We start from the raw sequence: 26,575 nt of genomic DNA, 5'->3' as shown, positions 1-26,575 counted from the left end.
CTGCGCCCTTAACGACTTTTATCGGATTAATAACCGGTTAGAAATCGACGTTCACGCCCAGCTGGAAGTTACGGCCTGGCATCACCGCCAGCGCTTTGTTGTAAGCATCCTGATTGGTGGTGTCGGTCAGCGTACGACTGCTCAGATAATCCCAGTATTTACGGTCAGTGATGTTATACACGCCGCCGTTGATTTTCACGTTCTTCGCGACCTGCCAATAGGCGGTGGCGTCGACCATGCCGTAGCCCGGCACGTTCATGTAATCCACATTGGAATCCGCGATTGGCGTACCGCTGTTGGTATAGCTCTGACGACTGGTGGCTTCGGCTTTTTTGCCTTTGACGAAGGTCGCAGTGACGGCGGTGCCGTAAACGCCGGATGGATCATCCCATGCTACGCCCGCGACCAGTTTCATTGGCGGAACGCTGTCGAGATCGACGTACTTGTCGCCCGCATAGCTGGATTTGGATTTACCCTGCGCATAACCCAGAGCGAAGGTCGTGCTCAAACCGTTCACGTCGCTAAACCATGTACCGTAATCGATTTTGGTGCTCAGCTCGCCGCCGTAGATATACGCTTTATCACGGTTTTCAGCCTGATAGATCGTATAAATGTTGGAAGGCACGTTGGTGAACATGTTGCCGTTTTTAGCACGGGTGTAACGGGTATTGGCGATAAAGTTTTTGTAGGTGTTGTAGAACACCGACGTTTTGAAGCTCACGCCTTGCGTCGCTTCACCTTTCACGCCCCACTCGACGTTATTGCTGGTTTCAGTTTTCAGATCGGTATTACCGATCAGCGCGTACTGCGCCGCACCGGCGTAAGAAGAGCCGAGGTTCCATGAGCCGTAAAGCTGGCTGGCATCCGGGAACTGTGCGCCGCGTTTGTACTGCAGGTACGTCATCAATTTTGGCGTCAGATCATAGGTGAAGGCCAGAGACGGCAGAACCTGTGTATCCGAATTGGCTTTACCGTACAGGGTTGAGACGGAGTCTTCTGAAACGACGTTGTTGGAGAGATCGGACAGGTCTTTCGACTTAGTGTTCTGATACGCCACGCGCACCGCCGGGATCACCGAGAAGTTATGGCCGTCGAGGTCAAACTTCATGGTGTCTTGCAGGAAGCCGCCTAACACGTAAGTCCGGCTGTTAGCTTCCGGTTGCATGGTGGTGGTGTAAATGCTCTGCGCAGGCGTTTCGCGGAACGGACGTTCGGTGTCAGACACGCGACCGTTGATCCCGGCGCTCAGTTCGTGACGTCCCAACGTTTTCAGCCAGCTGGTTTCTGCGCCGTAGGTGTCGGTGTCATAGTTAGAATACACGTTCATCATCTGCTTGCTGGCGTTTGGCATGTAGGTGTTGTCGTGCGCCTGCGTGTACTGGTAATAGACTTTCGAAACGACCGCATCGGCGAAATCGTTAAACGGCGTCCATTCGTCTTTCAGGCTCGCGCCCCAGCGACGGGTGTTGCTTTGCTGCTGCGCCGTGCCGAGCACGCTGTTGCCAGAGCTGTCCCACGCATCGTAATGGGTGTGATTCACTTTCTCGTAGTAATCGAGCGTGCCGGTGAATTTGTGCTCATCATTCGGCTGCCAGATCCCGGAGGTCATGATAGCGGTGGAGTGCCAGTTAGCCGGATACGCATCATGTGTGCCGCTGTTATTGCTGGTTTCCTGACCGTCGCGGCGGCTGATCGCCACTAATCCACGCAACTCCTGATCGCCCGCGGCGGCGGTGATACCGTTATGCCAGGAGCGATCTGAAGAGCTGTAATCCGACTGATAACCGAAGTAGGTTTCTTTGCCCGGACGCAGGTAATCGTCTGCGGATTTCGGCAGGAAGGAGACGGCACCGCCGATGGAGGTGTTGGCGCGCTCGGCGGAGGTGGCGCCGGACTCGATATCCACCTGACCGTACATATACGGGTCGATGTAATCACGGCCAATGCCGAAAGTGCCCAGACCCGCGCGGCTTGCATAAGCGCGGCCAGTGGCGCTTGGCTGAGGAATACCATCGACGTCAATGCTGACGCGATTACTTTCCAGACCACGGATGTTATAGCCGGTGTAGCCTGCGCGGTCGAAGCCGCTTTTACCGTTGCCGGAACCGCCGCTGGAACCCGTTGCGCTGATCAGCGGTTCATAACGCATGATCGACCCGAAATTTTTGCCGCCTTTTTTTTGCATATCGGCAGCGGAAATTGTGGTTTTTGAGCCCGGTTTTTTATCCGGCAGCGTCTCAGTCACGGTCATCACTTCTTCGTGGCTCTGCGCCAGATCCTGAGCGGTGCGTACTGGTTTCTTCTTGATCACGTCAGAAGGCTTTGTTTGGTTTTGTGCCAGATCGGTACTTTCTTTAACGGCATCCGCTGCGTTAACGTTAAAGGTGGTGGTGAGAATCGTCCCCATTAAAACGACGTTTTTCACCAAACCCTGCTGTGAAAAGGATTTGAACATGTGTTTTTAGTCCTGCACTAATTTTTAAGTTCTGCTCAACAAAACTGCCCTGCAAATGCTAAGACGCAAGTTAGGATCTCTTCCTGAGAATGCCTTTGTCCTTATAAAGTATGGGTTTATTGATACGCGATACCCACTTTGGCTTGGTGCGAATGATAATGATACTGATAATTGTTATCAACTAATGTTAAAGATAAATGCCTTTCTTAACGAAATCTTTGCACTTTGTCGGCGGATTTGCGTTAGGGCACGCATCTTTACAACCACTAAACCCGCCGTTAGAGTGGTTATAAGAACTGTACAGTACAGTTTAGCGCCCGGCAGGCATCTGCTGTCAGGCTTGAATAGTGAACAGGAGTGAGGATGAAAGTTCGTACCGAAGCCCGACGGGAAGCAATTGTCGAAGCTGCCGCCACGTTGTTTAAAGAAACGGGCTATGAGCGCGCGTCCATGAACGAGCTGGCCAGACGCCTCGGCGGTTCCAAAGCCACGCTGTACAGTTATTTCCCATCAAAAGAAGCGCTGCTGGTTGCCGTCGTGAAAGCCTGCACCACCGGGCATCTTTCAGAAGCAGTTAACGGCCTCGCTGCGCCGTTCCCGGATCTCGATTTAGAAACCGTACTCACGCGTTTTGGCGAAAGAATGCTGCTGGTGCTGACCAACGACGGCGAAGCGCTGGCGGTATACCGCATGGTGATCGCGGAAGCCGGGCATTCCGATATCGGTATGCTGTTCCACGATTCCGGGCCGGCAGAAGCCATTCATGCGCTGGCCGGATTTATGGCGATAGCGATGGAAAAGGGGCAACTGGCGAAGGCCGACGCACTTTTGCGCGCGCAACAATTTCTGGCGCTGGTCACGGCACAAACCAATATGCGGCTTTATCAGCAAAATCCCGAGCCGCTGGAGATCGCCGAGATCCGCCAGCTGGTTCTCAACGCCGTCGATATGTTTTTACGCGGTGGCGTGCGCTAAGACGCTTGCGGAAAATATTGCTAAGATATATCTTTCAGGGCAACAGATTCCCTGAAAGAGAAAACAATATGGAACAACCTCGTCAAGATTCCCCTGCTGCAAACTTGCCGGTTCGTGTAAAAAATGAACTGGTTTTTCGCACCCTCACCGTGAAACGCAGCGAAAGCGTGGCGGGTTGTTTTAAACGCATCGTCCTCGGCGGTGAAGACCTCAGGGGCTTCAGTTCTCGTGGCTTTGATGATCACATCAAACTGTTTTTCCCAGCCAATGTGGGTGATGTGATCACCGCACCGGTCGCCACCGAAGAGGGCATCGTCTGGGGCGAAGGCCCGCGTCCGCTAAACCGCGAATACACGCCGTTGCATTTTGATGCACAGGCAAATGAGTTAACGCTCGATTTTTATCTCCACGACGGCGGCGTTGCGAGTGAATGGTCGGCTGGCGCAAAACCTGGTGACACATTGATCATTGGCGGTCCGCGCGGGTCGCTTATCATCCCGACCGACTATCAGTGGCAATTGTATCTGTGCGATGAAACTGGCCTTCCGGCGCTGAAACGTCGTCTCGGTGAACTGGAACAGGCGGCAACTGATGTGAAAATCACCGTGCTGGTGAAAGTGAAAAACGCCGGTTGCGAGGGTTATCTGCAAGAGCGATCCGGCTTTGATATTCAATGGATTGTCGGCGAAGACGCGCTGGTGCAAAAGGTGAAAAGTCTGCCGCTGCCGGACAACAATTACTACGTCTGGGCGACCGGCGAAGGCAAGCTGGTAAAAGGTTTGAATGATTATTTCACTGTGGATCAGGGGCTGGATCCGGCCTATGTGCGCTGCGTGGCGTACTGGCACGATAAATAATGCTGATGAATAAACAACACCGCCGCGAAAGGATGTTTGAAACCGGAGATATCCGGTTACTGATGCTGCATTTTTTACAGCAGCGCCCGGCACATGGCTATGAGCTTATCAAAGCAATAGAAGAATTAGCCAAAGGCGAATACACGCCGAGCGCCAGTATTATTTATCCGAATCTGACGTTTCTGGAAGAGCAGGCGTTAATCACGTCCAGCCAGGAAGAGGGCGGTAAAAAACAATATGCAATCACGGCGGAAGGCGCAGAATCGCTGGCGGGGCAGGGTGAGTTATTGAAATCAGTGACTGAAAAACTGCATTCGCTGGCGATATTATCCAATAACCGCAGTATTCCTGAAATGCAGCGTGCGATAAACAATATCCGCATGGCGTTAAATCTGCGGCTGGCCAAAGGCCCTATCGAGCAGGAGACGCTGTATAAAATTACTGATGCGTTGGATCGCGCGACCAAAGAAATTGAGCGCAGCTGATGTCTTGACCTGTGATAAAAAGAAAAAGCCTCCGGGTAATTTGGAGGCTTTTTGCTTTTCACAGGGGAATTAATTCTCTTCGGGCCACGGTGTCAGGATTTCATATCCGTCTTTAGTCACCGCTACCATATGCTCCCATTGTGCAGACAACGAGTGATCTTTAGTGACTACCGTCCAGCCATCGCCGAGCACTTTATTCTGCTTCTTACCGGCGTTGAGCATTGGCTCAATGGTAAATAACATGCCTTCCTGCAAGACCAGACCACGGCCTTTTTCGCCGTAATGCAGCACCTGCGGATCTTCGTGATAGCCCATGCCTATGCCGTGACCGCAATACTCTTCGACGATAGAAAATCCTTCACGGTGTGCGACGGCGGCAATGGCAAAACCCACATCACCCAGGGTCGCACCCGGACGCACGACGTCAATCCCGGCCATCATCGCTTCGAGTGTCGTATCCACCAGGCGGCGCGCCATAATGCCCGGCTCACCGGCGTAATACATCCGGCTGGTATCGCCGTACCAGCCGTCTTTGATCAGTGCGACGTCAATATTGACGATATCGCCTTTTTTCAGCGCTTTGTCTGATGGAATACCGTGACAAATCACGTGATTGACTGACGTACAAACGGTTTTTTCGTAGCCGTGATAGCCAATGTTCGCCGGGATCGCCTGCAATTCGTTGACGATATAATCATGGCAAAGGCGGTCCAGCTCATTGGTGGTTACGCCCGGCACGACGTGCGGTGTGATCATGTGCAGCACGCGGGCGGCCAGCTTGCCAGCGATGCGGGCTTTGTCGATGCCTTCCGGCGTTTTGATCATCCGGTTATTGTTCACAAAGTACTTACTGTCTAAACCATTATTCATTACTTGCCTTCCTGTGTGTGCCACCCACGTTTAACAGCGTGCGGATACTGCCGGTATTTTCATCAGATTCCAGGCTGCACTGCACCAGCAGGCGCGAAATTTCACTGTGCGTCATATCGGGATGCGTCTCCATCAGCATGCCAATTTTCATCCAGTGTTCAGCCTGCGCATTCATCGAGCGGGTGTAAGCCAGACTGGCGATGCGCAGATTTTCATGCATCAGTTCTGAAATCTTGATGATACCCATTGGGTGACCTCGGCAGTATACGAATCATATATGAACCGTATATTACGCCGAAAGCGGGTGATCCTCAACGTTTGGCTGCCAGGAACAGTAAAACGCCCCCGGCCAGAAAGGACGGAGGCGTTAAAAAAATCAGACTGCGCGAAATTTACTGGCTGGACGTGTCTTTTTTCATTGCATCTTTTGACATGGTGTCTTTAGACATACTGTCTTTTTTCATGTGATCTTTCGACATTTTATCTTTCGACATGCAGTCCTTACTCATACTGTTTTTTGCCATGGAATCTTTGCTCATGCTGTCCTTTTTCATGCAGTCTTTGGACATGCTGTCTTTTTTCATCATCGCGTCAGCGGCATAGGTGGTGCTCACTGCGCCCATCATCAGACAGGCAGACATCATCATTACGGTTAACTTTTTCATGGTATTTCCTTTATTAGGGTCTTATTGAGGTAATGGTTTTTGAGTCCGGAAGGTTTAGCTCCCGCCGAACCAGTTGTAGCCCTGATCTTCCCAGTAGCCACCGGTAAACTTATTGGTAATTTCAATCACTTCGATGTGTTTCGGATTCTTGTAGCCGAGCTTGGTAGGCATTCTCAGCTTCATCGGAAACCCGTATTTACGCGGCAAAATCTGGCCGTCATAGGTCAGCGCCAGCAGAGTTTGCGGGTGCAGGGCGGTCGCCATGTCGATACTGGTGTAATACTCGTCGGCGCATTTGAAACTGACGTATTCAGCGGTTAGGTCAGCACCAATCAGACGGAGAAAATCTCCGAACGGTACGCCGCCCCATTTACCGATGGCGCTCCAGCCTTCGACGCAGATGTGCCGCGTCACCTGGCTGACCTGCGCCATTTTGTACAGTGCTGGCAATGACCACTCGCGCTTATCCAGTGCAAGCCCGGCGATTTTCAGGCGATAAGCGGTGCCGTCAACTTCAGGTGCGTCGTCTTCGGCATAAAAAGCGTTAAACGGGAACGGGCGGGTGATCATCGATTCGGCATATTCCGGCGCGAGGCGCACGGAGCCAAACAGCCAGCCCTGAACACGGTCGTTAAAACCGGAGATTTTACCCAGCGCGGTTTCCACGCTGGCGTTATCGCTGATGTCGCAGCCGGTCAGCATCGCCACGCCGCCGAGCGTCAGCCCGCGTTGCAGGAACAGGCGGCGGGATGGCGCATCCAGCTGACGGATAATCTGTTTCTGCGCTTCCTGCACGATTGCCTCACTGTCGGACGGGCTAAAAATGTGACTGATGCTTTTTTTGATGATGTTTTTCATGTGTTTTCCTTAACGTCCGCGGATCATGGCGATCAGCGTTTTCGGCACCAGCGCCACCATCACCAGATGCAGCACCACGAACCCCACCAGCGACGCCATCGCCAGAAAATGCACGTAGCGCGCGGTGTCGTAACCGCCCATCAGCTCACGCAGTAACGGAAACTGCACCGATTTCCACACCACCAGCCCGGAAAGCACCAGCACGATGCCGTCGAACATCACGAACACATAAGCGGCGCGCTGCACCATGTTGTAGTGGCGCAGATCGTCATGTTGCAGCTTGCCGCGTAATGCTGCCCGCAGATCATTGAAAATGCCGCGCGGCGTCAGCGGCCAGAATTTCTGTTTCATGCGGCCGGTGAAAATGTTTATCAGCAGGTAAAACATGCCGTTAAACCCGAACAGCCACATCCCGGCGAAATGCCACTGAATCGCGCCACCCAGCCAGCCGCCAAGCGTCACTGCGGACGGAAAATCAAAATCAAAAAGCGGCGATGCGTTATAAATCTGCCAGCCGCTGGTCACCATGATCAGCACCGCCAGCGCATTCAGCCAGTGGGTCAGCCGCAGCCATAAAGGGTGAACCGTGGCCGGTTTGCGTGTCGCGACCGGAGGTAATTCTGTGTGCGTCGTCATGATGTCTGCCCGCCATCTGCCCTGTTGATGCAATGAGTATTGGGCGGATTTGTTCCCCAAGACCTCACGCAAAGTTAAATTAAATGTGATAACTCTGCGGCATGCGCTTGTGTAGACTCAGGGAAGGGTTTGGAAGAACGGGCTGAGAATAAAATGGATAAAACGAAGAAGATCCTGATCGTGGAAGACGACGGTGATATTGCCGATTTACTGAGTCTTCATCTGCGCGACGAAGGCTATGAGATCACCCACGCCGCCGACGGCAATCTGGGCGTGGCGTTGCTGGAAAAGGGCGGCTGGGATGCGTTAATTCTTGACCTGATGCTGCCGGGCGTTGACGGACTGGAGATCTGCCGTCGCGCCCGCAACATGACGCGCTACACGCCAATCATTATTATCAGCGCCCGTTCCAGCGAGGTACATCGCGTGCTAGGGCTGGAACTCGGCGCCGACGATTACCTGGCCAAACCGTTCTCCATGCTCGAGCTGGTGGCACGGGTCAAAGCGCTGTTTCGCCGTCAGGAAGCCATGAGCCGCAACATGAAGATGGATGCGGGAACGCTGAGTTTCGCCGGGCTGGCAATCGATCCGATTGCGCGCGAAGTGATGCTCAATCATCAGCCGGTGGAACTGACGCCGCGTGAGTTCGATCTGCTGTATTTCTTTGCCAAAAATCCCGGCAAAGTGTTTTCGCGTCTCAGCCTGCTCAATCAGGTCTGGGGTTACGAACACGAAGGGTATGAGCATACGGTAAACACCCACATCAACCGGCTGCGCATCAAAATAGAAACCAATCCGGCTGAGCCGGAACGTATTCTGACCGTGTGGGGCAAAGGGTATAAATTCGCGTCTTCCCCGGAAGAGGCGCAAGGGTAAATCATGAAAAATCTCACGCTGGCCCAAAGACTGACGCTGGTATTTACGCTGCTGCTGCTCGCCTGCTGCGCACTTTCCGGCTACATGCAGGTGCGTTCGAGCAATCAGTACAGTCAGGCGGTGATCCAGCGTTTGTCGGCCAATCTGGCGACGCAGATCGCGGCCAATAATCCGTTGCTCAGCCAGGGTGACTGGGATCCGAAAGCGGTGCATACGCTGTTCAACCAACTGATGGCGGTGAATCCGAGCGTCGAAGTGTATCTGCTCGATAATAACGGCAAGATCGTCGGCAATGCTGCGCCGACGGGCAGATTGCGACAGCAAAAAATCGATCTCAGGCCGGTGACCGCGCTGTTACAGGGCGCGAAAATGCCGGTCTATGGCGATAATCCGCGCGATCCGCAGACCCGCCAGGTCTTCAGCGCCGCGCCGTTACAAGTGGACGGTGTGACTAAAGGCTACGTGTATATCGTCCTGCTCGGCGACGAATACACCGCGCTGACCAGCGATGCGCAATATCAGTCGGCCATTTATCTGGCGCTGCGTTCTATGGGACTGGTCGCCCTGTTTGGTTTGCTGGCCGGTGCGCTGGCTTTCCGCTGGGTGACGCGTCCGGTGCGTAAACTCACCGCGCAGATTGCCCAGCTCGACAGCGGCGGTATGGATGCTATTCAGGCGCTGGCGAAAACAGAGCTGCCCGCCGTTGCACCGCGCGATGAAGTGTCACAGCTGCAACAGGCGTTTGTCGCGCTGGCAAAACGTATCGATCAACAGTGGCAAAGCCTGATGGTTCAGGATCAACAACGCCGTGAGTTTATCGCCAATATTTCTCACGATTTACGCACGCCGCTGACCTCGTTACACGGCTATCTGGAAACGCTGTCGGTGAAATCGGACCATCTTAGCAACGAAGATCGCCAGCGTTACCTGAACATCGCCCTGACGCAGAGTAAAAAAGTCGGGCGTCTGGCACAGGAACTTTTCGAACTGGCGCGGCTGGAGTACGGCGTCGTGAAGCCGCAAAAAGAGCCGTTCTCGCTGTGCGAACTGGTGCAGGACGTGTTTGCGAAATTCGAACTGGCCACTGAAACACGCGGGCAAAAACTGCTGGCGGATATCACTCCCGGCATTCCGCTGGTGAATGCGGATCTGGGCATGATTGAGCGCGTGCTGACCAATCTGCTCGATAACGCCATCCGCCACACACCGGAAGGCGGTACCATCGAAATCAAACTGTGGAAAAGCGAAGGGCCGGTGATGGTGCAACTGAAAGATTCCGGGCCGGGTATCGCCGCGGAGCTAAAAGACAGTTTATTCGTACGCCCGTCGATCCTCAGCGCCAACAAACATCGTGCTGGTGGCCTCGGGCTGATGATCGTACGCCGTATTTTACAGCTGCACGGCAGTGATATCCGGCTAATCGAAGAACCGAAACGTGGCGCGTGTTTTCAGTTTTCTGTGCCGGTGTAGCAGACTGCATTATAATCAGCCTTAATTCGCTGACTGGACGACCAGAGATTCGGCATAATTATTCAGGGACGACCCTGGCATTCTAAAAAGGAAACATCATGGCCTGGGTATATCTGTTTTTCGCAGGAATTTTCGAGGTGGTCTGGTCGGTGGCGATGAAAGAGTCTCACGGGTTCAGCCGCCTGATTCCCAGCATCATCACCATCGTTTTCATGTTACTCAGCTTCGCGCTGCTCTCCATCGCCATGAAAACGCTGCCGCTCGGCACGTCTTACACCGTCTGGGTGGGTATTGGTGCGATCGGCGCATTTATTCTCGGCGTGACGATGTTTGGCGAGAGTCTTAATCCGCTGCGCGTAATCGCCGCGTTTCTGATTTTCGCAGGTGTTGTGCTGCTGAAATTTGCGACCAAGGAATAAGGTCAGGGGTAAATTGCAGGAAGCCGCTCAGGGGAGAGCGGCTTTTTTGTTTAATAATTATTCTTTAAACAGAGCAGACAGCGTATGACGAGAAGTGGGTACCAGACCGACTTCTAAGCCAAAAGGCTTGAAGACTTTATTGATAATGTCAGAGGTATAGTTACCCTTATCATTTTCTACTTCAGATAATGTCTTACGTGATACGCCGGTCAGTTTGGCAAAAATATCCTGCTTTAGTCCCAATACGTCAACTTCGACGATTCCTCAAATACCGTTACCTTTATTACACATTAATGGATTAATTTTAATTTAGTGTGTGCTATACGACTCAAAACTTTGTTCGGCAGTGAAATGCAGCAATTAGATTTCCACCGCTCCGACAGTTTCAATCAGCCGCAATGCCAGCAGGCTGTCTTTACTACGCCCGAGTGCGTAAACCCGATGGTCACGCGCCAGATCGTGAATAATCGCCAGCCCGATACCGCTGGTTATCACGGCGACGGAAAGAGTAATGATCATGTTTTCCTTCGGTTTTTTTTGAACCTGACAGCTGATGGCTTAACTTGTGTGGAAAAAGAAAAGCCCCGCAGAACGGGGCTCCCTGAGAACTGACGTCTGCCTTTAACTTCCCAACTCCACCTCTACGCGATGTGCCACCCCGTCATCCAGCAACGGGATCCGATCATTTTCCAGCGTATTACCGTCGAAAAGAACGCGGTATTCGCCTTCGCTGCGGCGGACGGTTATTTGGTAATAACTGCTGCCTTGTTGGTAACTGAGCGTGATTTCCGGCCATGCCGCCGGGAGGTGGCTGTGGATGGACAGCGCATTGCCGTGGCGGGTGATGCCAAGCAGGGATTCGGTGATCAGACGGTACGTCCAGCCCGCTGAGCCGGTGTACCAGCTCCATCCGCCGCGACCGCTGTGCGGTTCTACCGAGTAGATATCGGCGGAAATAACGTAAGGCTCGGCTTTGTAGCGGCTGATGTCGTCGGCGCTGAGGCTGTGATTGATCGGATTGATCATCGACATCAGCTCCCAGGCACGTTCGATATTGCCCTGTTTGGCGAAGGCCATCACCGCCCAAATTGCGCCGTGGGTGTATTGCCCGCCGTTTTCGCGCACGCCCGGCAGATAGCCGCGAATGTAGCCGGGGTTCGGGCCGTTGCCGTCAAACGGTGGCGTCAGCAGTTTGATTAACCCTGCGTCATTATCCACCAGCCGCTTATCGACTGAACGCATGGCGCTGGCAGTGCGCTCCGGCGTGCCTGCACCAGAAAGCACTGACCAGCTCTGGGCGATGGCGTCTATCTGACATTCATCATTGAGATGCGAGCCGAGCGTTTCACCACTGTCGAAGTAGCCGCGCAGATACCAGTCGCCGTCCCATGCGTGATCGTTGAGATTTTGTTTGAGCAGCGCGGACTGTTCGCGGCACAGCGCGGCGGTTTCAATATCCTGCCGCTCTTCGGCCAGTGCGCCGTAGCGTTGCAAAACATCGTACAGGAAGAAGCCCAGCCAGACGCTTTCTCCGCGTCCGCCGAGACCAACCAGATTCATGCCATCATTCCAGTCGCCAGCCCCCATCAGCGGCAGTCCGTGCTCACCCATTTTCAGACCGTGCTTCAGGGCGCGAACACCGTGCTGCCAGAGAGTTTCCTGCGTCGCGCTGACCGCCGGTAACTCGTACACCGATTCTTCACCGGCGGCCAGCAATCGGGCTTCCAGATACGGAACCTGCTGTTCGGCAATCTCATGATCGCCGGTCACCGAGATGTAATGGCTGATGGCCAGCGGCAGCCACAGATAATCATCTGAGCAGCGCGTGCGCACGCCGTTACCGGTTGGCGGATGCCACCAGTGTTGCACGTCGCCTTCAACAAACTGACGTGAAGCACACAACAAGATTTGCTCGCGCATTCGCTGCGGCGCAGCGTGAGTGAGCGCCAGCGTATCCTGCAACTGGTCGCGGAATCCGAATGCGCCGCCGGACTGGTAATAGCCGCTGCGCGCCAGTATCCGGCTGGCTAAGGTCTGATAAATCAGCCAGCCGTTGGCGAGTAAATTGATGGAAGGATCCGGCGTGGTGACCTGGATTTTATCCAGTACCAGATGCCAGTGCTGATGCACGCGATCCAGTTCGGCCTGCGCTTCGCCTTCCTGTAAGAACTGGCGAATCAGCGTTTCGGCGTCATCGACGTTTTGTCCCAGACCCAGCGCGAAGGTGAAGGTGCGCTGGTCTCCATCGATAAGTGTGGTCGCCGACTGCACTGCGCCGCACGGATCCATCGCCGCGCCGGTTTTATCCGACAGCCGCTGATTTTTTAGCGCAGCAGGTGCCGCCGGTGAACCACCACGGCCGAGGAATTCACGGCGATCGCCGCTGACCGAACAATGCGCGCCCGTCACGGCGAAGAAGGCCGTACGATCAGCGCCGTTGCTGGTGTAGTGATTGGTCGCCAGCACGGCGCAACCCTGGGACACCCGCGCCTGTGAAGTGACGATATGCATGGCGGATTTGGTGCGCAAATCGGCCATCACCCATTCCACATAGCCGGTGACCGAGAGCCTGCGCGGACGGCCAGAGAGGTTGGTCAGGGTCAGCATAATGAGTTTAACCGGCGCATGTTCGGCGACCAGCACCGTCATCTCGCTGGCGATCCCGCGCTCGGTATGTTCGAACACGCTGTAGCCGAAGCCGTGGCGCGTCAAGTAGCCGCCCGCGCCGCGAACCGGCAGGGGAGCCGGTGACCAGACGCGTCCGGTCTCTTCGTCGCGCAGATAAAACGCTTCGCCTGAGCTGTCGCTGACCGGATCGTTTTCCCAGGGCGTTAAGCGGTATTCATGTGCGTTTTCGTACCAGGTATACGCCTGACCGCTTTCCGAAATCACGGTACCGAAATCCGCATTCGCCAGCACGTTCGACCACGGCGCAGGCGTGTTTTGCCCGTCGTTAAGCAGGATCTGGTATTCGCGACCATCCGGTGAAAAGCCGCCGGTGCCGTTGAAATAGGTCAGATCGCGTGGTTCGGCGGCAACCGGCGTCAGTGGCTCGTCGCTGCGAACCGGCAGCAGTGCGGGCAGGCCGACATGGGGCATCTGCATCCGCTGATTGAGCTGATCCGTGAGCGGGCCGTGACGATCGTCTATCACGACACGCGCCACGCTCATCAGCAGCGTACGGTCATCCTGTGTGATTTGTTCGCCGTTGCGGACAAAAATGCCGCCAGGAATATCGGTCTGACTGGAGCCTGCGCCCGACGCGACTAATCCAAGGATCTGGTTTTGCAGCGCCTGCTGGTAGCCGCCCGGATCGTTAGAGAGGAGGACCAAATCGACTTTCAGCCCTTTCAGTCGCCAATAGTTGTGGGCGCGGATCAGCAGTTTCACCAGATTGATATTCTCGCTGCTGGAGATGTTCAGCAGCACAATCGGCAGATCGCCGGAGAGCGAAAGCCCCCACAGGCCGGACTGTCCGCGTCGGTTATTGATGATGGTTTGTGCCTCGCCGCGCATTTCCTGACTGGCAAACAGCACCGCACCGGCCAGGCGGTTAAACAGCCCGGCGTCATCTTCGGTGGCGTTGAGCTGGCGCAGAACCACCTGACTGTGGGACCAGGCGATTTCGAATACCCGATCAGCAATATGATGGTCACGGTATTTTTCCAGCAGCGCCAGGCTTTGCAGCCGGGTATCACCGATGCCGTATACCATGTCGATCACTACCGGTACGCCGGGTTTGAGGCGAATCCGCTGGCGGATAGAGAGCACCGGATCGAGAACAGCACCGGCGCTGTTGCTGAGTTTGCCCGGTTGTTGCAGTGCCTGCGGATGGGCGGCGGTGTTGCCGCGTCCTATAAAGGCGGCGCGATCGGTTTCGAAAGAGGTTTCCCGCTCCACCGGGCCGTGGATCGCCATCATGTGGAACATCCACGGGCACTGTTCATCCGGCTCGCGCGGGCGACGATGGCAGAGAATGCCTTCCTGCGCGGGCACCAGTTCGGTCTGCACAAACAAATTACTGAACGCCGGATGGCTGGCATCGTTGGCCGCTGGCGCCAGAACCACTTCGGCATAGGTGGTGATTTCCAGCGTGCGCGGACGGCGTCCGTGGTGAGTGACCGTCATGCGGCGGATTTCGACGTCGTCTTCCGGTGATACCACAATGTGCGTATTCATCGTCAGCGAGCCCTGTGTGCGGGTAAATTCCGCACCGGAGTCGGTAAGCACCGCGTGATAAGACCCTTTTTGCTTACCTGCCGGTTGCCAGCTGTTGCTTGACACTTCGCCGGTCGCCGGATCGCTGATATAACAGAAGATGCCGCGATTATCGCGCGTCGCATCTTCCCGCCAGCGGGTGAGCGTGAGGTCTTTCCAACGGCTGACGCTGCCCCCGGCCTGCGTCACCATCAGATGATAATTCGTATTAGAAAGCAGCTGAACTTCAGGCGTCGGGCTGTCTACGTCGATAAATTCACGCAGTTCGACGTTCACTTTTTGCAGTGTACTGTCGTGAGACTCGAAGTGACGGCGCGGGCTGTAAAGTTCGACCGCATCCGGCACGCGTTCCTGTAATAACAAACGGGCGGACTGGAAGGCCGCATTGGCCGCAAAGCGCGCGGGCATCGGGGAATCGAGTAACACATTGGCCAGCGCGAGGAATCCCATCCCCTGGTGGTGCGCCATGTAAGAGCGTACGACGATGTAAATTTGTCCGCGAACCAGCCGCGACGGGCTGTAGTCCAGCGCATCGTAGAAGCCGTATTCGCCGCGTGCGCCGCGATTTTCCAGCTCGACCAGGTTGAGACAAGCTTCCTGCGGGCGGATCATCAGCGCCATCATGGTGGCGTAAGGTGCGACCACCATGTCTTCGCCGAGCCCGCGTTTCAGCCCGAGTCCGGGCACGCCAAATGCGTGATACTGATAATTCTGATTGATATCGAATGCGGCATACGCGGACTCTGAAATCCCCCACGGGACATTGTTCTCTTTCCCCCAGGCTATCTGCCGGTCAACGGCGGTCTGGCACATTTGTACCAGCAGCGTGTCCGGATAAGCCGGCATCACCAGTTGCGGCATCAGATACTCAAACATCGACCCGCTCCACGACATCAGCGACGGCTGTTTGTCGATCACGGTGAACAACCGCCCCAGCGCGAACCAGCTTTTTTGCGGCAGTTGGTTGGTCGCAATGGTCACGTAGTTGGTCAGGCGGATTTCAGACGGCAGCAGATCGTACTTTCCGCTGTCCATCTTGTGCGCGTCGCAGTTGTAACCGACAGTCAGCAAATGCGTGGTGTTGTCGTACAGGAAGCGGAAATCCATGTGCGCGTGTTCGTTCAGGCGTTGTTCCAGTTCGCCGATAATATCCACACGCTGACGCGCCAGCCCGATAGCGCGGGATAAACCCGGCGACGTCAGCGCGTCCTGCTGCGCCAGCCAGAGCAGCGTTGGCAAGGGTTCGTCATGCGCTTGTGGGGACAGCCAGCCATAAAATTCATTCCACTCGGCAAGCCCTGCATCCAGCTGTAACGCGAGCTGTTGCAGCCAGCCGTCTGCGGATGAAGAGATCAGTGCCCGCATCGCACGCAAACTATCGAAAATGGCTTCGCCTTTTGCTGCAGCCGCCAGCGTCCAGCTCTCGCGGAGTTTGGCCATCGGTGCCGCACCGTATTTATTTTCGGCCATGTAAAGGGTGTCTTCAAGACCGGTCAGCCACTGCGGAATATTCACCGCGAGCTGGCGACGCCACAGGCGCAGGCCGGTGCTCAGGGTCAGCAGATGGCCGGCAAGATTCCCGCTGTCGACGCTGGAAATGTAGCGCGGATTCAGCGGTTCAAGTGTGCGCGTGTCGTACCAGTTATAAAGATGGCCGCGATAATGTTCGAGTTTGTCCAGCGTATCCAGCGTCTGCCCGGTGCGCAGTAACACTTCGCCCTGCGTGAGGTAACCGAAATCCCACGCGGTGATGTTTGCCAGCAGCGAGAGGCCGATATTGGTAGGCGATGTGCGGTGGGCAATTATCGGGTTTGGAATTTCCTGATAATTATCCGGCGGCAGCCAGTTTTCCTTCTCTGTCACAAACGTTTCGAAGAATGACCACGTCTGGCGCGCAGCCTGACGCAGGAATATCCGCTGTTCCGCATCGAGATTGGCTGCCGGAGGTGGGGCGGGTTGGCTCAGCCAGCACATGATGCGCGGGGCGAGGAACCACAACACGCCGAGGGGTAATACTGCCCAGACCAGCGACGGATGAGTCATTGCTGGCAGCATCACAATCGCGATCCCCGCCAGCGGATTCGCCCACATCCGCAGATAGAAATACTCCGGCGACTGTGCGCGGTTTTTGCTGCTGACCTTCACGCTAGACCATTCGTGCAGGTGCCGGTGGCTGATGCCCAGCCGCCACAGCGTCAGTAAAATTGCCTGTAAGGAATAGACCGCTTCGTGCGGCAGCGTCATTAACGTCACAAAAATGCGTGAAAGGCGGCTGAGGGTGGCGGAGGCCACGCTTTTCAGATGCGGGATAAGTTTGCGGCGCGGGCCTTTATTCATTAAATCCAGTACCAGCGCGACCAGCACCGGGAACAGAAGCATCACGGCGATAAATCCAAGCCAGTAGAGCTTGTTCGGCACCAGCCCCACGGTGCAAAAGATGATGATTAAAAACGCAGGCGCAACCAGACTGCGGCGCAGGTTATCGAACAGTTTCCAGCGCGAAAGCGTAGTCAACGGGTTCGGGCAGCGCTGGCCGTCTTCTTGCCGTACACGAAAACGCAGCCAGTTCAGCAACTGCCAGTCACCGCGGATCCAGCGGGTTTTACGCGCCACATCCGCCAGATAGTGATCGGGATATTGTTCGTACAACACCACATCGCTGAGCATCCCCGAACGGGCGTAACAGCCTTCCAGCAGATCGTGGCTGAGCACCAGATTTTCCGGGCAAGTGTTTTCGTTGGCGCGGATAAACGTATCGACGTCGTAAATGCCTTTACCGACAAATGAGCCTTCGCCGAATAAATCCTGATAAATGTCCGATGACATCGATGAGTACGGATCGTTTCCCGGCACGCTGCTGCACAGGGCGGCATAGCGTCCCTGACCATGAGCAGGGATCTCCTCTGCCAGACGTGGCTGGAGAATCGCGTAGCCGGAGACCACCAGATGGCGCTGCTCGTCGTAGACCGGATGATTGAGCGGGTGCGCCATCGCGGCAACCAGCTGATGCGCTGTCGCGCGCGGCAGCACGGTATCGCTGTCGAGCGTAATGACGTACTTCACTTGCCGCAAATGTGCCTGAGTGCTGCCTTCGATCAGTGAGAAGGGGTCGCCCCGATCGCGCAGCCAGTGATTGAGCGCATTCAGCTTGCCGCGTTTACGCTCGTAACCCATCCAAACGCCCTGCGGCGCATTCATTTCGCTGTCGCGATGTAACAGGGTAAAACGCGCACCTTGGCTGGCAGGATAGCGGCGGTTGAGCAACTGGATTTGCTGCGCGGCATAAGCCAGCAGGGCATCGTTATCCGGATTATCCCGCTCCACGCTGTCGTGAAAATCACTCAGCAATGCGAAATTCAGATGCGGCAGGACGTTGCCGAGATAACACACTTCGAGGCTGTTTATCAGCTCGTCGATATTCTTGCGGCTGCCGAGCAGACAGGGGATCACCACCAGCGTACTGGCATTTTCGGGAATACCCCCGGCAAACTCCAGACGCGGCAAGGGTTGCGGCATACGGCTGCGGGTGGTGATTTCACTGAGCAGATTGAGGGCGAACTGGCTGGCGACTAACACCACCGGCACCAGCATCGCCCACCACAGCCAGTTACTGGCCGGATGACCGGTACGGAAAAGCGCATCAGCAGTCACGGCGGTGGTCAGCAACATCAGGCTGCCGAGCCACGAAAGGAGCGGCGTCTGGCTGAGTTTGGCGCGGGCGCGGATCTGCAACGAATAGCGTACCCCGAGATCTTTCTCCAGGGCCGGACGGCCGGGACCGATCAGATAAAAACCGACGTGCTGCTGCTGATAAGAATCACCGGGCCGTTGCGCCAAAGCCACCGCACGGGCGGCAACGGCGGCTTCGTCATGAGGGGAATTGCGCGAAAGACGTTCGATCTGATGGCGGTAATTATCGCGCGTGTCGAAGTGCATCGTAGCGTATATACCGGCCGGATCGGTGCGCAGGATTTTCTCCACAACGCTGAGATTCTCGGCGAAATCTGCCCAGTCCATCTCAGTCAGGTGGCGTAATCCCATGATGCTGTTACTGACCGTCAGCTGATTGGCTGCCAGCTGCTGATTAAATTTATCGATGACTTCGCGCTGCGTCAGTCCGACTTCACTGAGGCGTTGTTCTACCCAGGTCAGCGGCAGTGCCAGCATCGATCCATGCCCTTGCAGACGTCGAACCAGTTCAGCGACAAATGCGCTGGTGCGCGGCGGATTGGTTCGCGCCATGTCGGCAATCACGATGATCTGATTGGCCGGATCGTTCTCAGCACTGTCGAGCAATTTATTGACCCAAAAATCCGCCAGATTGCGTTCTTTCTGGGCATTTGCCACTTCAATACTGACGCGACGAAGATTCTCGATCAGCGCCAGGCGCAACATCCCCGGGAACGCCCACAGCTCGCCGAGCGTCAGTGGACGGACGCTCTGATAGGTCGAGAGAAAGCGGGTGAGGGTTTTGATATCCCAAAGGCCGTCGCTGTGGCTGACGACTTCAGTGGCGATATCGTAAATGCGCGGGCAAAAATGCGGTGATCCAAGGGAGGGCAGACCCTTGCCAAAGTTTTTCGGCAGAAGCTGGCGCACGACACGGATTTGTTCTTCGATTAGATAGTAGTTATCCAGCAGCCACTCACCGGCGGGCGTAATCGAGGCTTTTTCACCACTGCTTAAAATCAGGCAGCTGCGGGTTAACACCTTCTCGTTGTCATCGAGGCGTTTCAGTAAATAGTACGGAAGTTTCTTTTTAGATAATTTATGCGAGAGGGCCAGTTTTCCGCCGTAGCGTTCCATCTGGTCAGCCGAAAAAAGTTCGGCGCGGATCGGCGATGACTGTTCAAGCGCGCTGGCGCGGTGACGTCGGGTGGCCGGTGATGCAGGTGGAGCTCCTTTACTTTTGAACCAACTGAAGACAGCATTTTTCACGTCGTCATTCCTTACGCGGACCCGAGAAGGCAGTTGCCTGAGCTGCGATAAGAGTTCACATCATGAGAAAAAGAGGTCAGGGGCAGGGAGGCATTTCGGAATAGACACCTGTAGCGAGCGTCTCTCCACAGCTTAGTCTGTTTATGGAAAGCGCGTTGGTTTAATTTTCATCACTTTGATTTATATAAACTACACTTGCTGGGCATGACCTGCGTCCCTACAACGTTCACCAAAACAACAATAACGAGAAACTACGATGATTATTTCTGCTTCAACGGATTACCGGGCAGCGGCAAAAAGCAAACTTCCGCCGTTTCTGTTTCACTACATCGACGGCGGGGCGTACAACGAACATACCCTCCGGCGCAACACGACCGATCTGGCCGATATTGCCCTGCGCCAGCGCATTCTGAAAAATATGTCGGATTTGAGCCTCGAAACGGAGCTCTTCGGCGAGAAACTGGCGATGCCTGTTATCCTCGCTCCGGTTGGCCTGACCGGCATGTACGCCCGTCGCGGAGAAGTGCAGGCCGCACGCGCCGCCGCGAAAAAAGGTATTCCTTTCACGTTATCCACGGTGTCGGTTTGCCCGATCGAAGAAGTAGCGCCCGCCATCGACCGGCCGATGTGGTTTCAGCTTTACGTCTTAAAAGATCGCGGATTTATGCGAAATGCGCTGGAACGCGCGCAGGCTGCGGGTGTGAAAACGCTGGTCTTTACCGTCGATATGCCGGTGCCCGGCGCACGTTATCGCGACGCGCATTCCGGCATGAGCGGCCCGAACGCCGCTGCTCGCCGCATGTTGCAGGCAGTGACGCATCCGCAATGGGCCTGGGACGTCGGCCTGAACGGCAAGCCGCACGATCTTGGTAATGTTTCAGCATATCGCGGCAAACCGACGACGCTGGAAGATTATATTGGCTGGCTGGGTGCGAACTTCGACCCGTCTATCTCCTGGAAAGACCTCGAGTGGATCCGTGATTTCTGGAAAGGCCCGATGATCATCAAAGGCATCCTCGACCCGGAAGATGCCAAAGACGCCGTCCGGTTCGGTGCGGACGGCATCGTGGTCTCCAACCACGGTGGCCGCCAGCTCGACGGCGTGCTATCCACCGCCCACGCCTTACCGGCTATTGCTGACGCGGTGAAAGGCGACATCAAAATTCTCGCCGATTCCGGCATTCGTACCGGTCTGGACGTAGTACGTATGATCGCGCTGGGCGCTGACAGCGTATTGTTAGGCCGTGCATTTGTGTACGCGCTTGCTGCAGCGGGTGAGTCGGGAGTGATTAATTTGCTGACGTTGATAGAAAAAGAAATGCGGGTGGCGATGACATTGACCGGAGCACGAAGTATCGCGGAGATAGGCGCGGAGTCGCTGGTGTACGGGCGCGGCGTGAGGTGACGGTTCAATAATTAAAGCAGCGGTTTTTGGGCAAACCGCTGCCATGATGTCGCTTCAACCGATATTTACAGTGCCACTTCCGATAAGAACACCACCGCAGTCGATGCTGTCACCGGTTCTTGCCGCCGGTTTCCCATCAATAAACACGGTAGCGGAACCGCTGGCAATCTTACGCGGATGCGAAGGGTGCAGAGGTAAGCTGTGCGGCACAAGCGGATCGCCCATTCGGGCAGCCGGTAAACTGTCGAAAAAGACCGAATTTGAACCTGCGATCACGGGTGTCGCGGGGTACCCTTCATGCTGCGATCCTATATCGTTCACTTTTGCTGCTATTGGCATTATCGGGCTCCGGTTTAGATGACGACAACAAATTTACCGTTGATCAGGGAGAACATTGGGGCGTAATAACCCATGCTTTCACTGCCGTCACTGTCAGTAGAATGATATGTTAATGGAGAGTATGTCGGCTTAGATTTGTTGTAAAATTGTACAATACGTCCTTTATTCATCACCCTTACGGAATAATCATTCCAATTTATTGGGTCTATTTTAACCTTACCTTCTTCTATATCGGATTTGGAATATTGTGATAATAAGATAGCATCCTCATTATCTCCAGTCGTTTTAGCCCATGCATGTAATGCAATATTGTGAGATTTTTTAAGCTGTGTTCGGTCATGCATATTTATTATTTCTGCAAGTTTTGAATATGAGTCACGTAATTTCTTAATTTGCTCTTCACTACCCGTGTAAGGCGTTGCTTTTGTCCACGCCCACTCAGGAATTCCAGTGAGAATAATTTTCTCAGAAAATTCATATAACACCATGTTCTCAGGAAAGTATCTCTCACCGAAATATTCAGGATCAATATGGCCAGGAACTACTTGTTCTGCTATAATTTTCTGTCTAGTGATAACTGCATTATTATCGGAAGTTATATCTGGCAGTCCATCTTTGTTTACCGTAACATTTAATGTAGTAAGAGTTATTTTTTTTTGGCCCTCAAAACGCACCAACTCTAATTTGCAGCTTGACAATGCATCGAACTTCCCTCTCTCACTATTATCAAGGTTTTGATCGGAAAACCAACCTAGCGCTCCGATTTCTAAACTTATTTCATTCTCGCCATTTTCCAGGAAGAGTAATGAGTTAGTGCTTGAAATACCCCCTCCGCGACCATGATAAGCAGATTTTCTGTTATCTAATCCTTTTACACCATTTGTTTTAATTGAGCAGTATGCCTGTTTTATATTAAACAAACTACGGATTTTTAGTGTTGTTTCACTAGCATGTGCAGGTAAGGCCATAGTTCCACCCATTAATAAAGTTACTGAAATAAAAGTAAGTAATTTCATATTTAAACCTCTGGTTTGTGTCTAAAATGACGTTCAGTTATTAATTAAATCCCCCAATCTTGATTAGATCCTAACCCCCAAGGTTGGACCTGTATTATTGGGGTAATTACGGGTTTTGTTGTGACCCTAGACTTACCATACAAATTTATACGTAATGGGGAATCAACTGCTCTTAGAGGTTCTGCAAGTTCCCATTCAACCTGTGTTTTTTTCTCTAAGAATTTATCTTCCTTTTCATCTTTACTCCCACGATCTACATCCGCCACAAACTCGAAACACCCATTAATTCCTTCGTGAAATCCAGCCAGATCCAGTCCTTTGTCGTGTTGATCCAGTGCAAAACCGGCGGCTGTCGTTATGGATCCCTTGGCGCCGATATTAATTTCGGCAAAAAAAACTTCTGCTTCAAAGGCTGCATCAGTAAAAAATATTGTGCTGGTTCACGGCGCATTTGTAGACGGCTCGGGCTGGCGTCAGGTGTGCGAGATCCTGATGCACGACGGATATACTTGACACTGGTTCAGGAACCGATGACCTCCTTCCCGGAAGATGTTGCAGCGACCAAACGTATTCTGGCGATGCAAAACGGCCCGACGATTCTGGTCGGCCACAGTTATGGCGGCGAATTATCAGCCCATTAACATATTTATGCTGTGAAAATCCGCTGTGAAGCCATTAACTTTGCGCCACAGGCGGTTTCCATCCCTTCAACAGCGACTGCTACGCCACTGAATGAAGTCTGCGGCGTTCCCTCCCTGATGGGAAAAATTCCTTTGCACATCGGGCAGGCAACCTTATGCCCGACGCCTGCAACGGGAATTCCCAAACATGTTACCTGTTCAAACCCTTCTAAAACGGTTCCACCATGGGTGGTTTTATCACCTTTTAGAATTAAGGCTAAATATGGCATAGGTATCTTCCTAATTGTATGTAAATGCTTAAGATTATTGTAATTCGCTCTTAAAATACTTTTTATAATGACAAGTAATCTACTTTTTATTATTTATTAATGTTAATTTCATCCTGAATTTCTTTTTCATATAAAGAAATATCATATTTCTTATCGCCGATGATTATTGCACAGTCATTATGGGCATAAAGCATATAAGCGTAACTAACTGATAAATGATGGTGGTTATTATTTTCCGCCTCAAGCATTTTATTATTAATATTTTCCATCATGCTGCTATAGTCACGTTCGCCAAACTCATTTTCTTTATGCGGTTTTTCTGGCATAGCCCAATCCATAAGAGCCATATCTGCAGAATTTCTTTTAAAATTTTTCGAATACACATTCTTATAACAAGTACTATAAGCTAAGCATGAAAAGTGATTTTTTGTTTCGCAATATTTTCTTGCATTTCTACTAAATGCATCCATTGCCATTCCTTCCTGGTCACCATACAAGCAACCAGATAGAGGAAAAAAACTCAGTAACAAAAAAATAGAACTAAATCTTGTTAACATAATTCTCAACCTCCAGGAACATTTCTCTCGCATTAGCATGCCCATAATCGTTTATCTTTGAAATTATTTTTCTTCCACTCTCATTTTGAATCTCTCCAACATTAATTGCTTTGTTCATATCAGCACATGAACATTCTTCCCAGGCCCCACCAGCTCGTGCAATATCATTCGGGCTACTGTAATCAGCAAATTTATAATCTACATATATATTCATCCAGCGTTTAACATTTACGGGTTTTGTTTGTTTACCGCTCTTACCTCTTGAAACAGGGTCAAGCGTTACCAGCAATTCAATGGGGATACTTGTATTGTCTTCTGCCAAACAGATTACCCGGTCACCTCCCCAGCTGTGGCCGACCAATACAATTTTCTGATTTGCATCGTGCCACTTTTGCATTACAGGCGGGACGTTCCCTCCACCATGCTCGGAGCGCTAGAGTGTACCTTCGGCTAATTACTCATGACGTTCTGGATATTAACCCCTAACGACATCTGGAATATCTGCCTCGTGAGTAATTACCGTAAGATCATCGACGTCACGACCGGCAAGATCGTTTAAACGCATCAAATAAACTGACAGGTCATTTCCCATACTCTTTTGCAAAGCTGGTGCTAAATCGTCTCTCAGTAAATCAAGGCTGGTAACATCCTCCGCAGCATTATTTAGTCGTACATTTGCCCAAGGCGCCAGCATCGGATCGCTATCAAAATAGCTACCCAGCATGAGGCCAGGTCGAGATATTGTCTGGTTTGATCGTTGCGGGTTATTCCGTATTTACCGCTGTTATCCTGCGTGATGACCCTGGAAGGGCGAACCTGCGCAGTGCGGCGGAAGTTGTTGATGCAGTAGGTGGCCGCTTCAGACGCGGCGTTCGGGTTATACGCAAACGCGCCGATGCTGATCAGTGCGCTGCAGTTGTCCGCGAAGGTGAGCTTCTGATCGTTGGCCTTGAGGAACTCTTCCTCGTAAAAGAAAATCCCCTCTTCGGCCAGCAGCCGCGAAATAAAATCGTAATCGCTTTCCATAAACTGGACGCAAAACTCGCGCCAGTTGTGGCTGGAGCGAAACAGCGCGTCGTGTTTAAGCACGCCCATCTCCCTGAGCAACGGGTCGAGAATGGCGACGATGTTCAGGTTCTGAAAACTGCGGCAGTTTTGCCGCTGGGAGCTGCGCCAGAAATACGGGCGGATGGTCAGGCGGTACTGCGTCTGGTGTTTGCCGGTGTCCCCCTGCTCATAAAAAGTGACAATGCCGCGCACCCGCCGTTTTATCTCATCGCCCTGCCAGATGGTGAGCGTCGCCATTTCGTCCAGGACTTTATCGACGCCGACGGCCGGGTCGCTGCTCACCAGCACCACGTTCAGGGTAAAAAGTTCGGAATAACATTGGGAAAGATGAAAGCTGACGACGGCGAAGGTGTCGCGCGTCGCGGTGCCTGCGGTGAAGGTAAAGCGGGTTCCGTTGAGTGGCATGCTGTGAGTCCCTTAACTGTGCGGCAGAAGCATTTATCAGAAAGTGATATTTCAAGACAATCATAATTGAAATAAATGTATTTATTATCAATTAGATAGGAGGTTATAGGCTCAAAATTATTCTTAATTTTGAAATCTCACCGTGAGGCAGGTCGCAAAAACGTAAATGCGCAAGGGACTGCACTTGAAGCAGGACTGAACCCAGTGAAAGACGGGCTGGATCGGGAACCGCCGCAGATAGCGCAGTGTATTAATGAGACATTCAGGGGGTTACCGGTTTCAGCGGCGCAAAGAGAAGGGGTAGGATGCAGGCGTAAGACGTGAAAAAGGGAACCTGAGTTCCCTTTTATCGTTCCAGACCTGTCAGTGCCGGGATGTCAGTTCAGTAACCCGAGATGTTCGACGAGGATCGAGGAGCCGATGCCGATGAGCACGACGCCGCCGAGCACTTCAGCCCATTTGCCAATCGCTGCGCCGAGAAAGCGGCCCAGCAGCATGCCTGAGGTGGCCATAATCGTCGTGGCGGCACCGATGGTCAGCGCCATCACAATAATATTCACCTGAAGGAACGCCAGACCGACACCGACGGCCATGGCATCAAGGCTGGTGGCAATGGCCGTCGTCACCAGCAGCCAGAAACCATGGCGGCGGGGCACCTCGATTTCTTCGGCAGTATCCTTTCTGAACCCTTCCCAAATCATGCGTAAACCCAGCACTAAAAGAAGGGTGAACGCCACCCAGTGATCCCAGTCCATGATGAACTGCGACGCTGCCAGGCCGATTGCCCATCCGATCACCGGCGTGATGGCTTCAATGACGCCAAAAATAATCCCGGTGCGTAATGCTTCCTTCAACGGAGGACGGTGCAGGGCTGCGCCCTTGCCGATTGCCGCCGCGAAGGCATCCATTGACATCCCAAACGCCAGAATAATGATCGTATAAAATTGCATAAAACAGGCCAGTCAGACCTTTCGCAAATCAAAAGGTGCTTTATTAAAAGAGGCGTGCAGTTTGCCACAAAAGATAAAATAAAAAAACCATAATATTCAATCAGTTATAGTATTGGTTAAAAATGTTAGCACAGGCTATATTTGTGTGAAAAGGCTTCAATTTAGAAAGGGTATTAGGGTAAGAGTAAGAAAAAGGTGAGTTA

Annotated in this window: 23 protein-coding genes and 1 pseudogene; 8 read left to right on the top strand and 16 right to left on the bottom strand. The window is 53.2% G+C overall.

The window, feature by feature from the left end:
* Window positions 1–37: 37 nt before the first annotated feature.
* Window positions 38–2,455 carry a TonB-dependent receptor domain-containing protein gene (locus tag ACMHLI_RS18580; protein WP_413530745.1) on the bottom strand — a complete coding sequence of 806 codons (2,418 nt, stop codon included), beginning with the start codon at window positions 2,453–2,455 and terminating at the stop codon, window positions 38–40.
* Between the two features lie 363 nt (window positions 2,456–2,818).
* Here ACMHLI_RS18580 and ACMHLI_RS18575 point away from each other — a divergent pair, with 363 nt between their 5' ends.
* The 3 genes from ACMHLI_RS18575 to ACMHLI_RS18565 all read left to right on the top strand — a co-directional run bounded on the left by ACMHLI_RS18575 (window position 2,819) and on the right by ACMHLI_RS18565 (window position 4,772).
* Window positions 2,819–3,430: a TetR/AcrR family transcriptional regulator gene (locus ACMHLI_RS18575; protein ID WP_413530744.1), complete on the top strand. Its 612-nt coding sequence runs from the start codon at window positions 2,819–2,821 to the stop codon at window positions 3,428–3,430.
* A gap of 68 nt (window positions 3,431–3,498) precedes the next feature.
* Entirely contained in the window at window positions 3,499–4,287 is a 789-nt protein-coding gene (locus tag ACMHLI_RS18570) for a siderophore-interacting protein (RefSeq protein WP_413530743.1), read from the top strand.
* Between the two features lie 5 nt (window positions 4,288–4,292).
* Complete coding sequence (locus tag ACMHLI_RS18565; protein WP_413530742.1) at window positions 4,293–4,772, top strand: PadR family transcriptional regulator; 480 nt, start codon at window positions 4,293–4,295, stop codon at window positions 4,770–4,772.
* 69 nt (window positions 4,773–4,841) lie between these two features.
* On the opposite strand, the gene map is transcribed toward ACMHLI_RS18565, so the two are convergent.
* From map to ACMHLI_RS18540, 5 genes are all read right to left on the bottom strand, one after another.
* Window positions 4,842–5,642 carry a type I methionyl aminopeptidase gene (gene map, locus ACMHLI_RS18560; protein ID WP_413530741.1) on the bottom strand — a complete coding sequence of 267 codons (801 nt, stop codon included), beginning with the start codon at window positions 5,640–5,642 and terminating at the stop codon, window positions 4,842–4,844.
* Window positions 5,635–5,889, bottom strand: a complete 255-nt coding sequence (locus ACMHLI_RS18555) for a ParD-like family protein (protein WP_056779560.1) — start codon at window positions 5,887–5,889, stop codon at window positions 5,635–5,637. Before ACMHLI_RS18555 ends, map begins: the two co-directional genes overlap by 8 nt.
* Before the next feature lie 145 nt (window positions 5,890–6,034).
* Entirely contained in the window at window positions 6,035–6,307 is a 273-nt protein-coding gene (locus tag ACMHLI_RS18550; protein WP_413530740.1) for a pentapeptide MXKDX repeat protein, read from the bottom strand.
* A gap of 54 nt (window positions 6,308–6,361) precedes the next feature.
* Window positions 6,362–7,165 (bottom strand): molybdopterin-dependent oxidoreductase, encoded by an 804-nt coding sequence (locus ACMHLI_RS18545; RefSeq protein ID WP_413530739.1) that lies wholly within the window; start codon window positions 7,163–7,165, stop codon window positions 6,362–6,364.
* A 9-nt stretch (window positions 7,166–7,174) separates the two neighbouring features.
* The gene (locus tag ACMHLI_RS18540; protein WP_413530738.1) at window positions 7,175–7,801 is read right to left on the bottom strand and encodes a cytochrome b/b6 domain-containing protein; all 627 of its coding nucleotides are present in this window, start codon (window positions 7,799–7,801) and stop codon (window positions 7,175–7,177) included.
* 153 nt (window positions 7,802–7,954) lie between these two features.
* On the opposite strand from ACMHLI_RS18540, the gene ACMHLI_RS18535 reads away from it, so the two are divergent.
* From ACMHLI_RS18535 to ACMHLI_RS18525, 3 genes are all read left to right on the top strand, one after another.
* Window positions 7,955–8,677, top strand: a complete 723-nt coding sequence (locus ACMHLI_RS18535; RefSeq protein ID WP_413530737.1) for a response regulator transcription factor — start codon at window positions 7,955–7,957, stop codon at window positions 8,675–8,677.
* Between the two features lie 3 nt (window positions 8,678–8,680).
* Entirely contained in the window at window positions 8,681–10,147 is a 1,467-nt protein-coding gene (locus ACMHLI_RS18530; RefSeq protein WP_413530736.1) for an ATP-binding protein, read from the top strand.
* A gap of 98 nt (window positions 10,148–10,245) precedes the next feature.
* Entirely contained in the window at window positions 10,246–10,566 is a 321-nt protein-coding gene (locus tag ACMHLI_RS18525) for a DMT family transporter (protein WP_413530735.1), read from the top strand.
* A gap of 57 nt (window positions 10,567–10,623) precedes the next feature.
* Here the strand turns inward: ACMHLI_RS18525 and ACMHLI_RS18520 are convergent, their stop codons facing one another.
* The 3 genes from ACMHLI_RS18520 to ACMHLI_RS18510 form a co-directional block, all read right to left on the bottom strand.
* Window positions 10,624–10,809, bottom strand: a complete 186-nt coding sequence (locus ACMHLI_RS18520) for a helix-turn-helix transcriptional regulator (protein WP_413530734.1) — start codon at window positions 10,807–10,809, stop codon at window positions 10,624–10,626.
* A 117-nt stretch (window positions 10,810–10,926) separates the two neighbouring features.
* Window positions 10,927–11,085, bottom strand: a complete 159-nt coding sequence (locus ACMHLI_RS18515; protein ID WP_413530733.1) for a hypothetical protein — start codon at window positions 11,083–11,085, stop codon at window positions 10,927–10,929.
* A gap of 102 nt (window positions 11,086–11,187) precedes the next feature.
* Window positions 11,188–19,722 carry a GH36-type glycosyl hydrolase domain-containing protein gene (locus tag ACMHLI_RS18510; RefSeq protein WP_413530732.1) on the bottom strand — a complete coding sequence of 2,845 codons (8,535 nt, stop codon included), beginning with the start codon at window positions 19,720–19,722 and terminating at the stop codon, window positions 11,188–11,190.
* A 256-nt stretch (window positions 19,723–19,978) separates the two neighbouring features.
* Here ACMHLI_RS18510 and lldD point away from each other — a divergent pair, with 256 nt between their 5' ends.
* Window positions 19,979–21,127 carry an FMN-dependent L-lactate dehydrogenase LldD gene (lldD, locus tag ACMHLI_RS18505; protein WP_413530731.1) on the top strand — a complete coding sequence of 383 codons (1,149 nt, stop codon included), beginning with the start codon at window positions 19,979–19,981 and terminating at the stop codon, window positions 21,125–21,127.
* A 54-nt stretch (window positions 21,128–21,181) separates the two neighbouring features.
* Here the strand turns inward: lldD and ACMHLI_RS18500 are convergent, their stop codons facing one another.
* Both ACMHLI_RS18500 and ACMHLI_RS18495 read right to left on the bottom strand, forming a co-directional pair.
* On the bottom strand, window positions 21,182–21,466 hold the full coding sequence (locus ACMHLI_RS18500; RefSeq protein WP_413530730.1) for a type VI secretion system PAAR protein: 285 nt from the start codon (window positions 21,464–21,466) through the stop codon (window positions 21,182–21,184).
* 14 nt (window positions 21,467–21,480) lie between these two features.
* Window positions 21,481–22,482: a hypothetical protein gene (locus ACMHLI_RS18495; protein WP_413530729.1), complete on the bottom strand. Its 1,002-nt coding sequence runs from the start codon at window positions 22,480–22,482 to the stop codon at window positions 21,481–21,483.
* Between the two features lie 357 nt (window positions 22,483–22,839).
* On the opposite strand from ACMHLI_RS18495, the pseudogene ACMHLI_RS18490 reads away from it, so the two are divergent.
* A pseudogene (locus ACMHLI_RS18490) lies at window positions 22,840–23,111 on the top strand (alpha/beta fold hydrolase); the annotation flags it as partial.
* 17 nt (window positions 23,112–23,128) lie between these two features.
* On the opposite strand, the gene ACMHLI_RS18485 reads toward ACMHLI_RS18490, so the two are convergent.
* The 5 genes from ACMHLI_RS18485 to mntP all read right to left on the bottom strand — a co-directional run bounded on the left by ACMHLI_RS18485 (window position 23,129) and on the right by mntP (window position 26,372).
* On the bottom strand, window positions 23,129–23,392 hold the full coding sequence (locus ACMHLI_RS18485; protein WP_413530728.1) for a PAAR domain-containing protein: 264 nt from the start codon (window positions 23,390–23,392) through the stop codon (window positions 23,129–23,131).
* Window positions 23,393–23,481: 89 nt separating this feature from the next.
* A complete protein-coding gene (locus tag ACMHLI_RS18480; RefSeq protein ID WP_413530727.1) occupies window positions 23,482–23,949 on the bottom strand; it encodes a hypothetical protein in 468 nt (155 codons plus the stop codon).
* Window positions 23,933–24,346, bottom strand: coding sequence for a hypothetical protein (locus ACMHLI_RS18475; RefSeq protein ID WP_413530726.1), 414 nt, complete (start codon window positions 24,344–24,346; stop codon window positions 23,933–23,935). Before ACMHLI_RS18475 ends, ACMHLI_RS18480 begins: the two co-directional genes overlap by 17 nt.
* A gap of 266 nt (window positions 24,347–24,612) precedes the next feature.
* The gene (vgrG, locus tag ACMHLI_RS18470; protein ID WP_413530725.1) at window positions 24,613–25,422 is read right to left on the bottom strand and encodes a type VI secretion system tip protein VgrG; all 810 of its coding nucleotides are present in this window, start codon (window positions 25,420–25,422) and stop codon (window positions 24,613–24,615) included.
* 377 nt (window positions 25,423–25,799) lie between these two features.
* Window positions 25,800–26,372, bottom strand: a complete 573-nt coding sequence (gene mntP, locus ACMHLI_RS18465; protein ID WP_413530724.1) for a manganese efflux pump MntP — start codon at window positions 26,370–26,372, stop codon at window positions 25,800–25,802.
* Between the last annotated feature and the right edge of the window lie 203 nt (window positions 26,373–26,575).

This window comes from Rahnella inusitata, assembly GCF_965118895.1.
GTDB lineage: Bacteria > Pseudomonadota > Gammaproteobacteria > Enterobacterales > Enterobacteriaceae > Rahnella > Rahnella inusitata_A.
The sequence above is the reverse complement of the archived record's forward strand: the minus strand, read 5'-3'. Positions and strand labels throughout refer to the sequence as shown.

Excerpts from the sequence above, each read along its gene's own strand:
- ACMHLI_RS18480 (WP_413530727.1), bottom strand. The coding sequence starts at position 23,949 with ATGTTAACAAGATTTAGTTCTATTTTTTTGTTACTGAGTTTTTTTCCT.
- lldD (WP_413530731.1), top strand. The coding sequence starts at position 19,979 with ATGATTATTTCTGCTTCAACGGATTACCGGGCAGCGGCAAAAAGCAAA.
- ACMHLI_RS18485 (WP_413530728.1), bottom strand. The coding sequence starts at position 23,392 with ATGCCATATTTAGCCTTAATTCTAAAAGGTGATAAAACCACCCATGGT.
- ACMHLI_RS18525 (WP_413530735.1), top strand. The coding sequence starts at position 10,246 with ATGGCCTGGGTATATCTGTTTTTCGCAGGAATTTTCGAGGTGGTCTGG.
- ACMHLI_RS18535 (WP_413530737.1), top strand. The coding sequence starts at position 7,955 with ATGGATAAAACGAAGAAGATCCTGATCGTGGAAGACGACGGTGATATT.
- mntP (WP_413530724.1), bottom strand. The coding sequence starts at position 26,372 with ATGCAATTTTATACGATCATTATTCTGGCGTTTGGGATGTCAATGGAT.
- ACMHLI_RS18555 (WP_056779560.1), bottom strand. The coding sequence starts at position 5,889 with ATGGGTATCATCAAGATTTCAGAACTGATGCATGAAAATCTGCGCATC.
- ACMHLI_RS18545 (WP_413530739.1), bottom strand. The coding sequence starts at position 7,165 with ATGAAAAACATCATCAAAAAAAGCATCAGTCACATTTTTAGCCCGTCC.
- ACMHLI_RS18580 (WP_413530745.1), bottom strand. The coding sequence starts at position 2,455 with ATGTTCAAATCCTTTTCACAGCAGGGTTTGGTGAAAAACGTCGTTTTA.
- vgrG (WP_413530725.1), bottom strand. The coding sequence starts at position 25,422 with ATGCCACTCAACGGAACCCGCTTTACCTTCACCGCAGGCACCGCGACG.
- ACMHLI_RS18550 (WP_413530740.1), bottom strand. The coding sequence starts at position 6,307 with ATGAAAAAGTTAACCGTAATGATGATGTCTGCCTGTCTGATGATGGGC.
- ACMHLI_RS18495 (WP_413530729.1), bottom strand. The coding sequence starts at position 22,482 with ATGAAATTACTTACTTTTATTTCAGTAACTTTATTAATGGGTGGAACT.
- ACMHLI_RS18565 (WP_413530742.1), top strand. The coding sequence starts at position 4,293 with ATGAATAAACAACACCGCCGCGAAAGGATGTTTGAAACCGGAGATATC.
- ACMHLI_RS18575 (WP_413530744.1), top strand. The coding sequence starts at position 2,819 with ATGAAAGTTCGTACCGAAGCCCGACGGGAAGCAATTGTCGAAGCTGCC.
- ACMHLI_RS18475 (WP_413530726.1), bottom strand. The coding sequence starts at position 24,346 with ATGCAAAAGTGGCACGATGCAAATCAGAAAATTGTATTGGTCGGCCAC.
- ACMHLI_RS18500 (WP_413530730.1), bottom strand. The coding sequence starts at position 21,466 with ATGCCAATAGCAGCAAAAGTGAACGATATAGGATCGCAGCATGAAGGG.
- ACMHLI_RS18570 (WP_413530743.1), top strand. The coding sequence starts at position 3,499 with ATGGAACAACCTCGTCAAGATTCCCCTGCTGCAAACTTGCCGGTTCGT.
- ACMHLI_RS18530 (WP_413530736.1), top strand. The coding sequence starts at position 8,681 with ATGAAAAATCTCACGCTGGCCCAAAGACTGACGCTGGTATTTACGCTG.
- map (WP_413530741.1), bottom strand. The coding sequence starts at position 5,642 with ATGAATAATGGTTTAGACAGTAAGTACTTTGTGAACAATAACCGGATG.
- ACMHLI_RS18515 (WP_413530733.1), bottom strand. The coding sequence starts at position 11,085 with ATGATCATTACTCTTTCCGTCGCCGTGATAACCAGCGGTATCGGGCTG.
- ACMHLI_RS18540 (WP_413530738.1), bottom strand. The coding sequence starts at position 7,801 with ATGACGACGCACACAGAATTACCTCCGGTCGCGACACGCAAACCGGCC.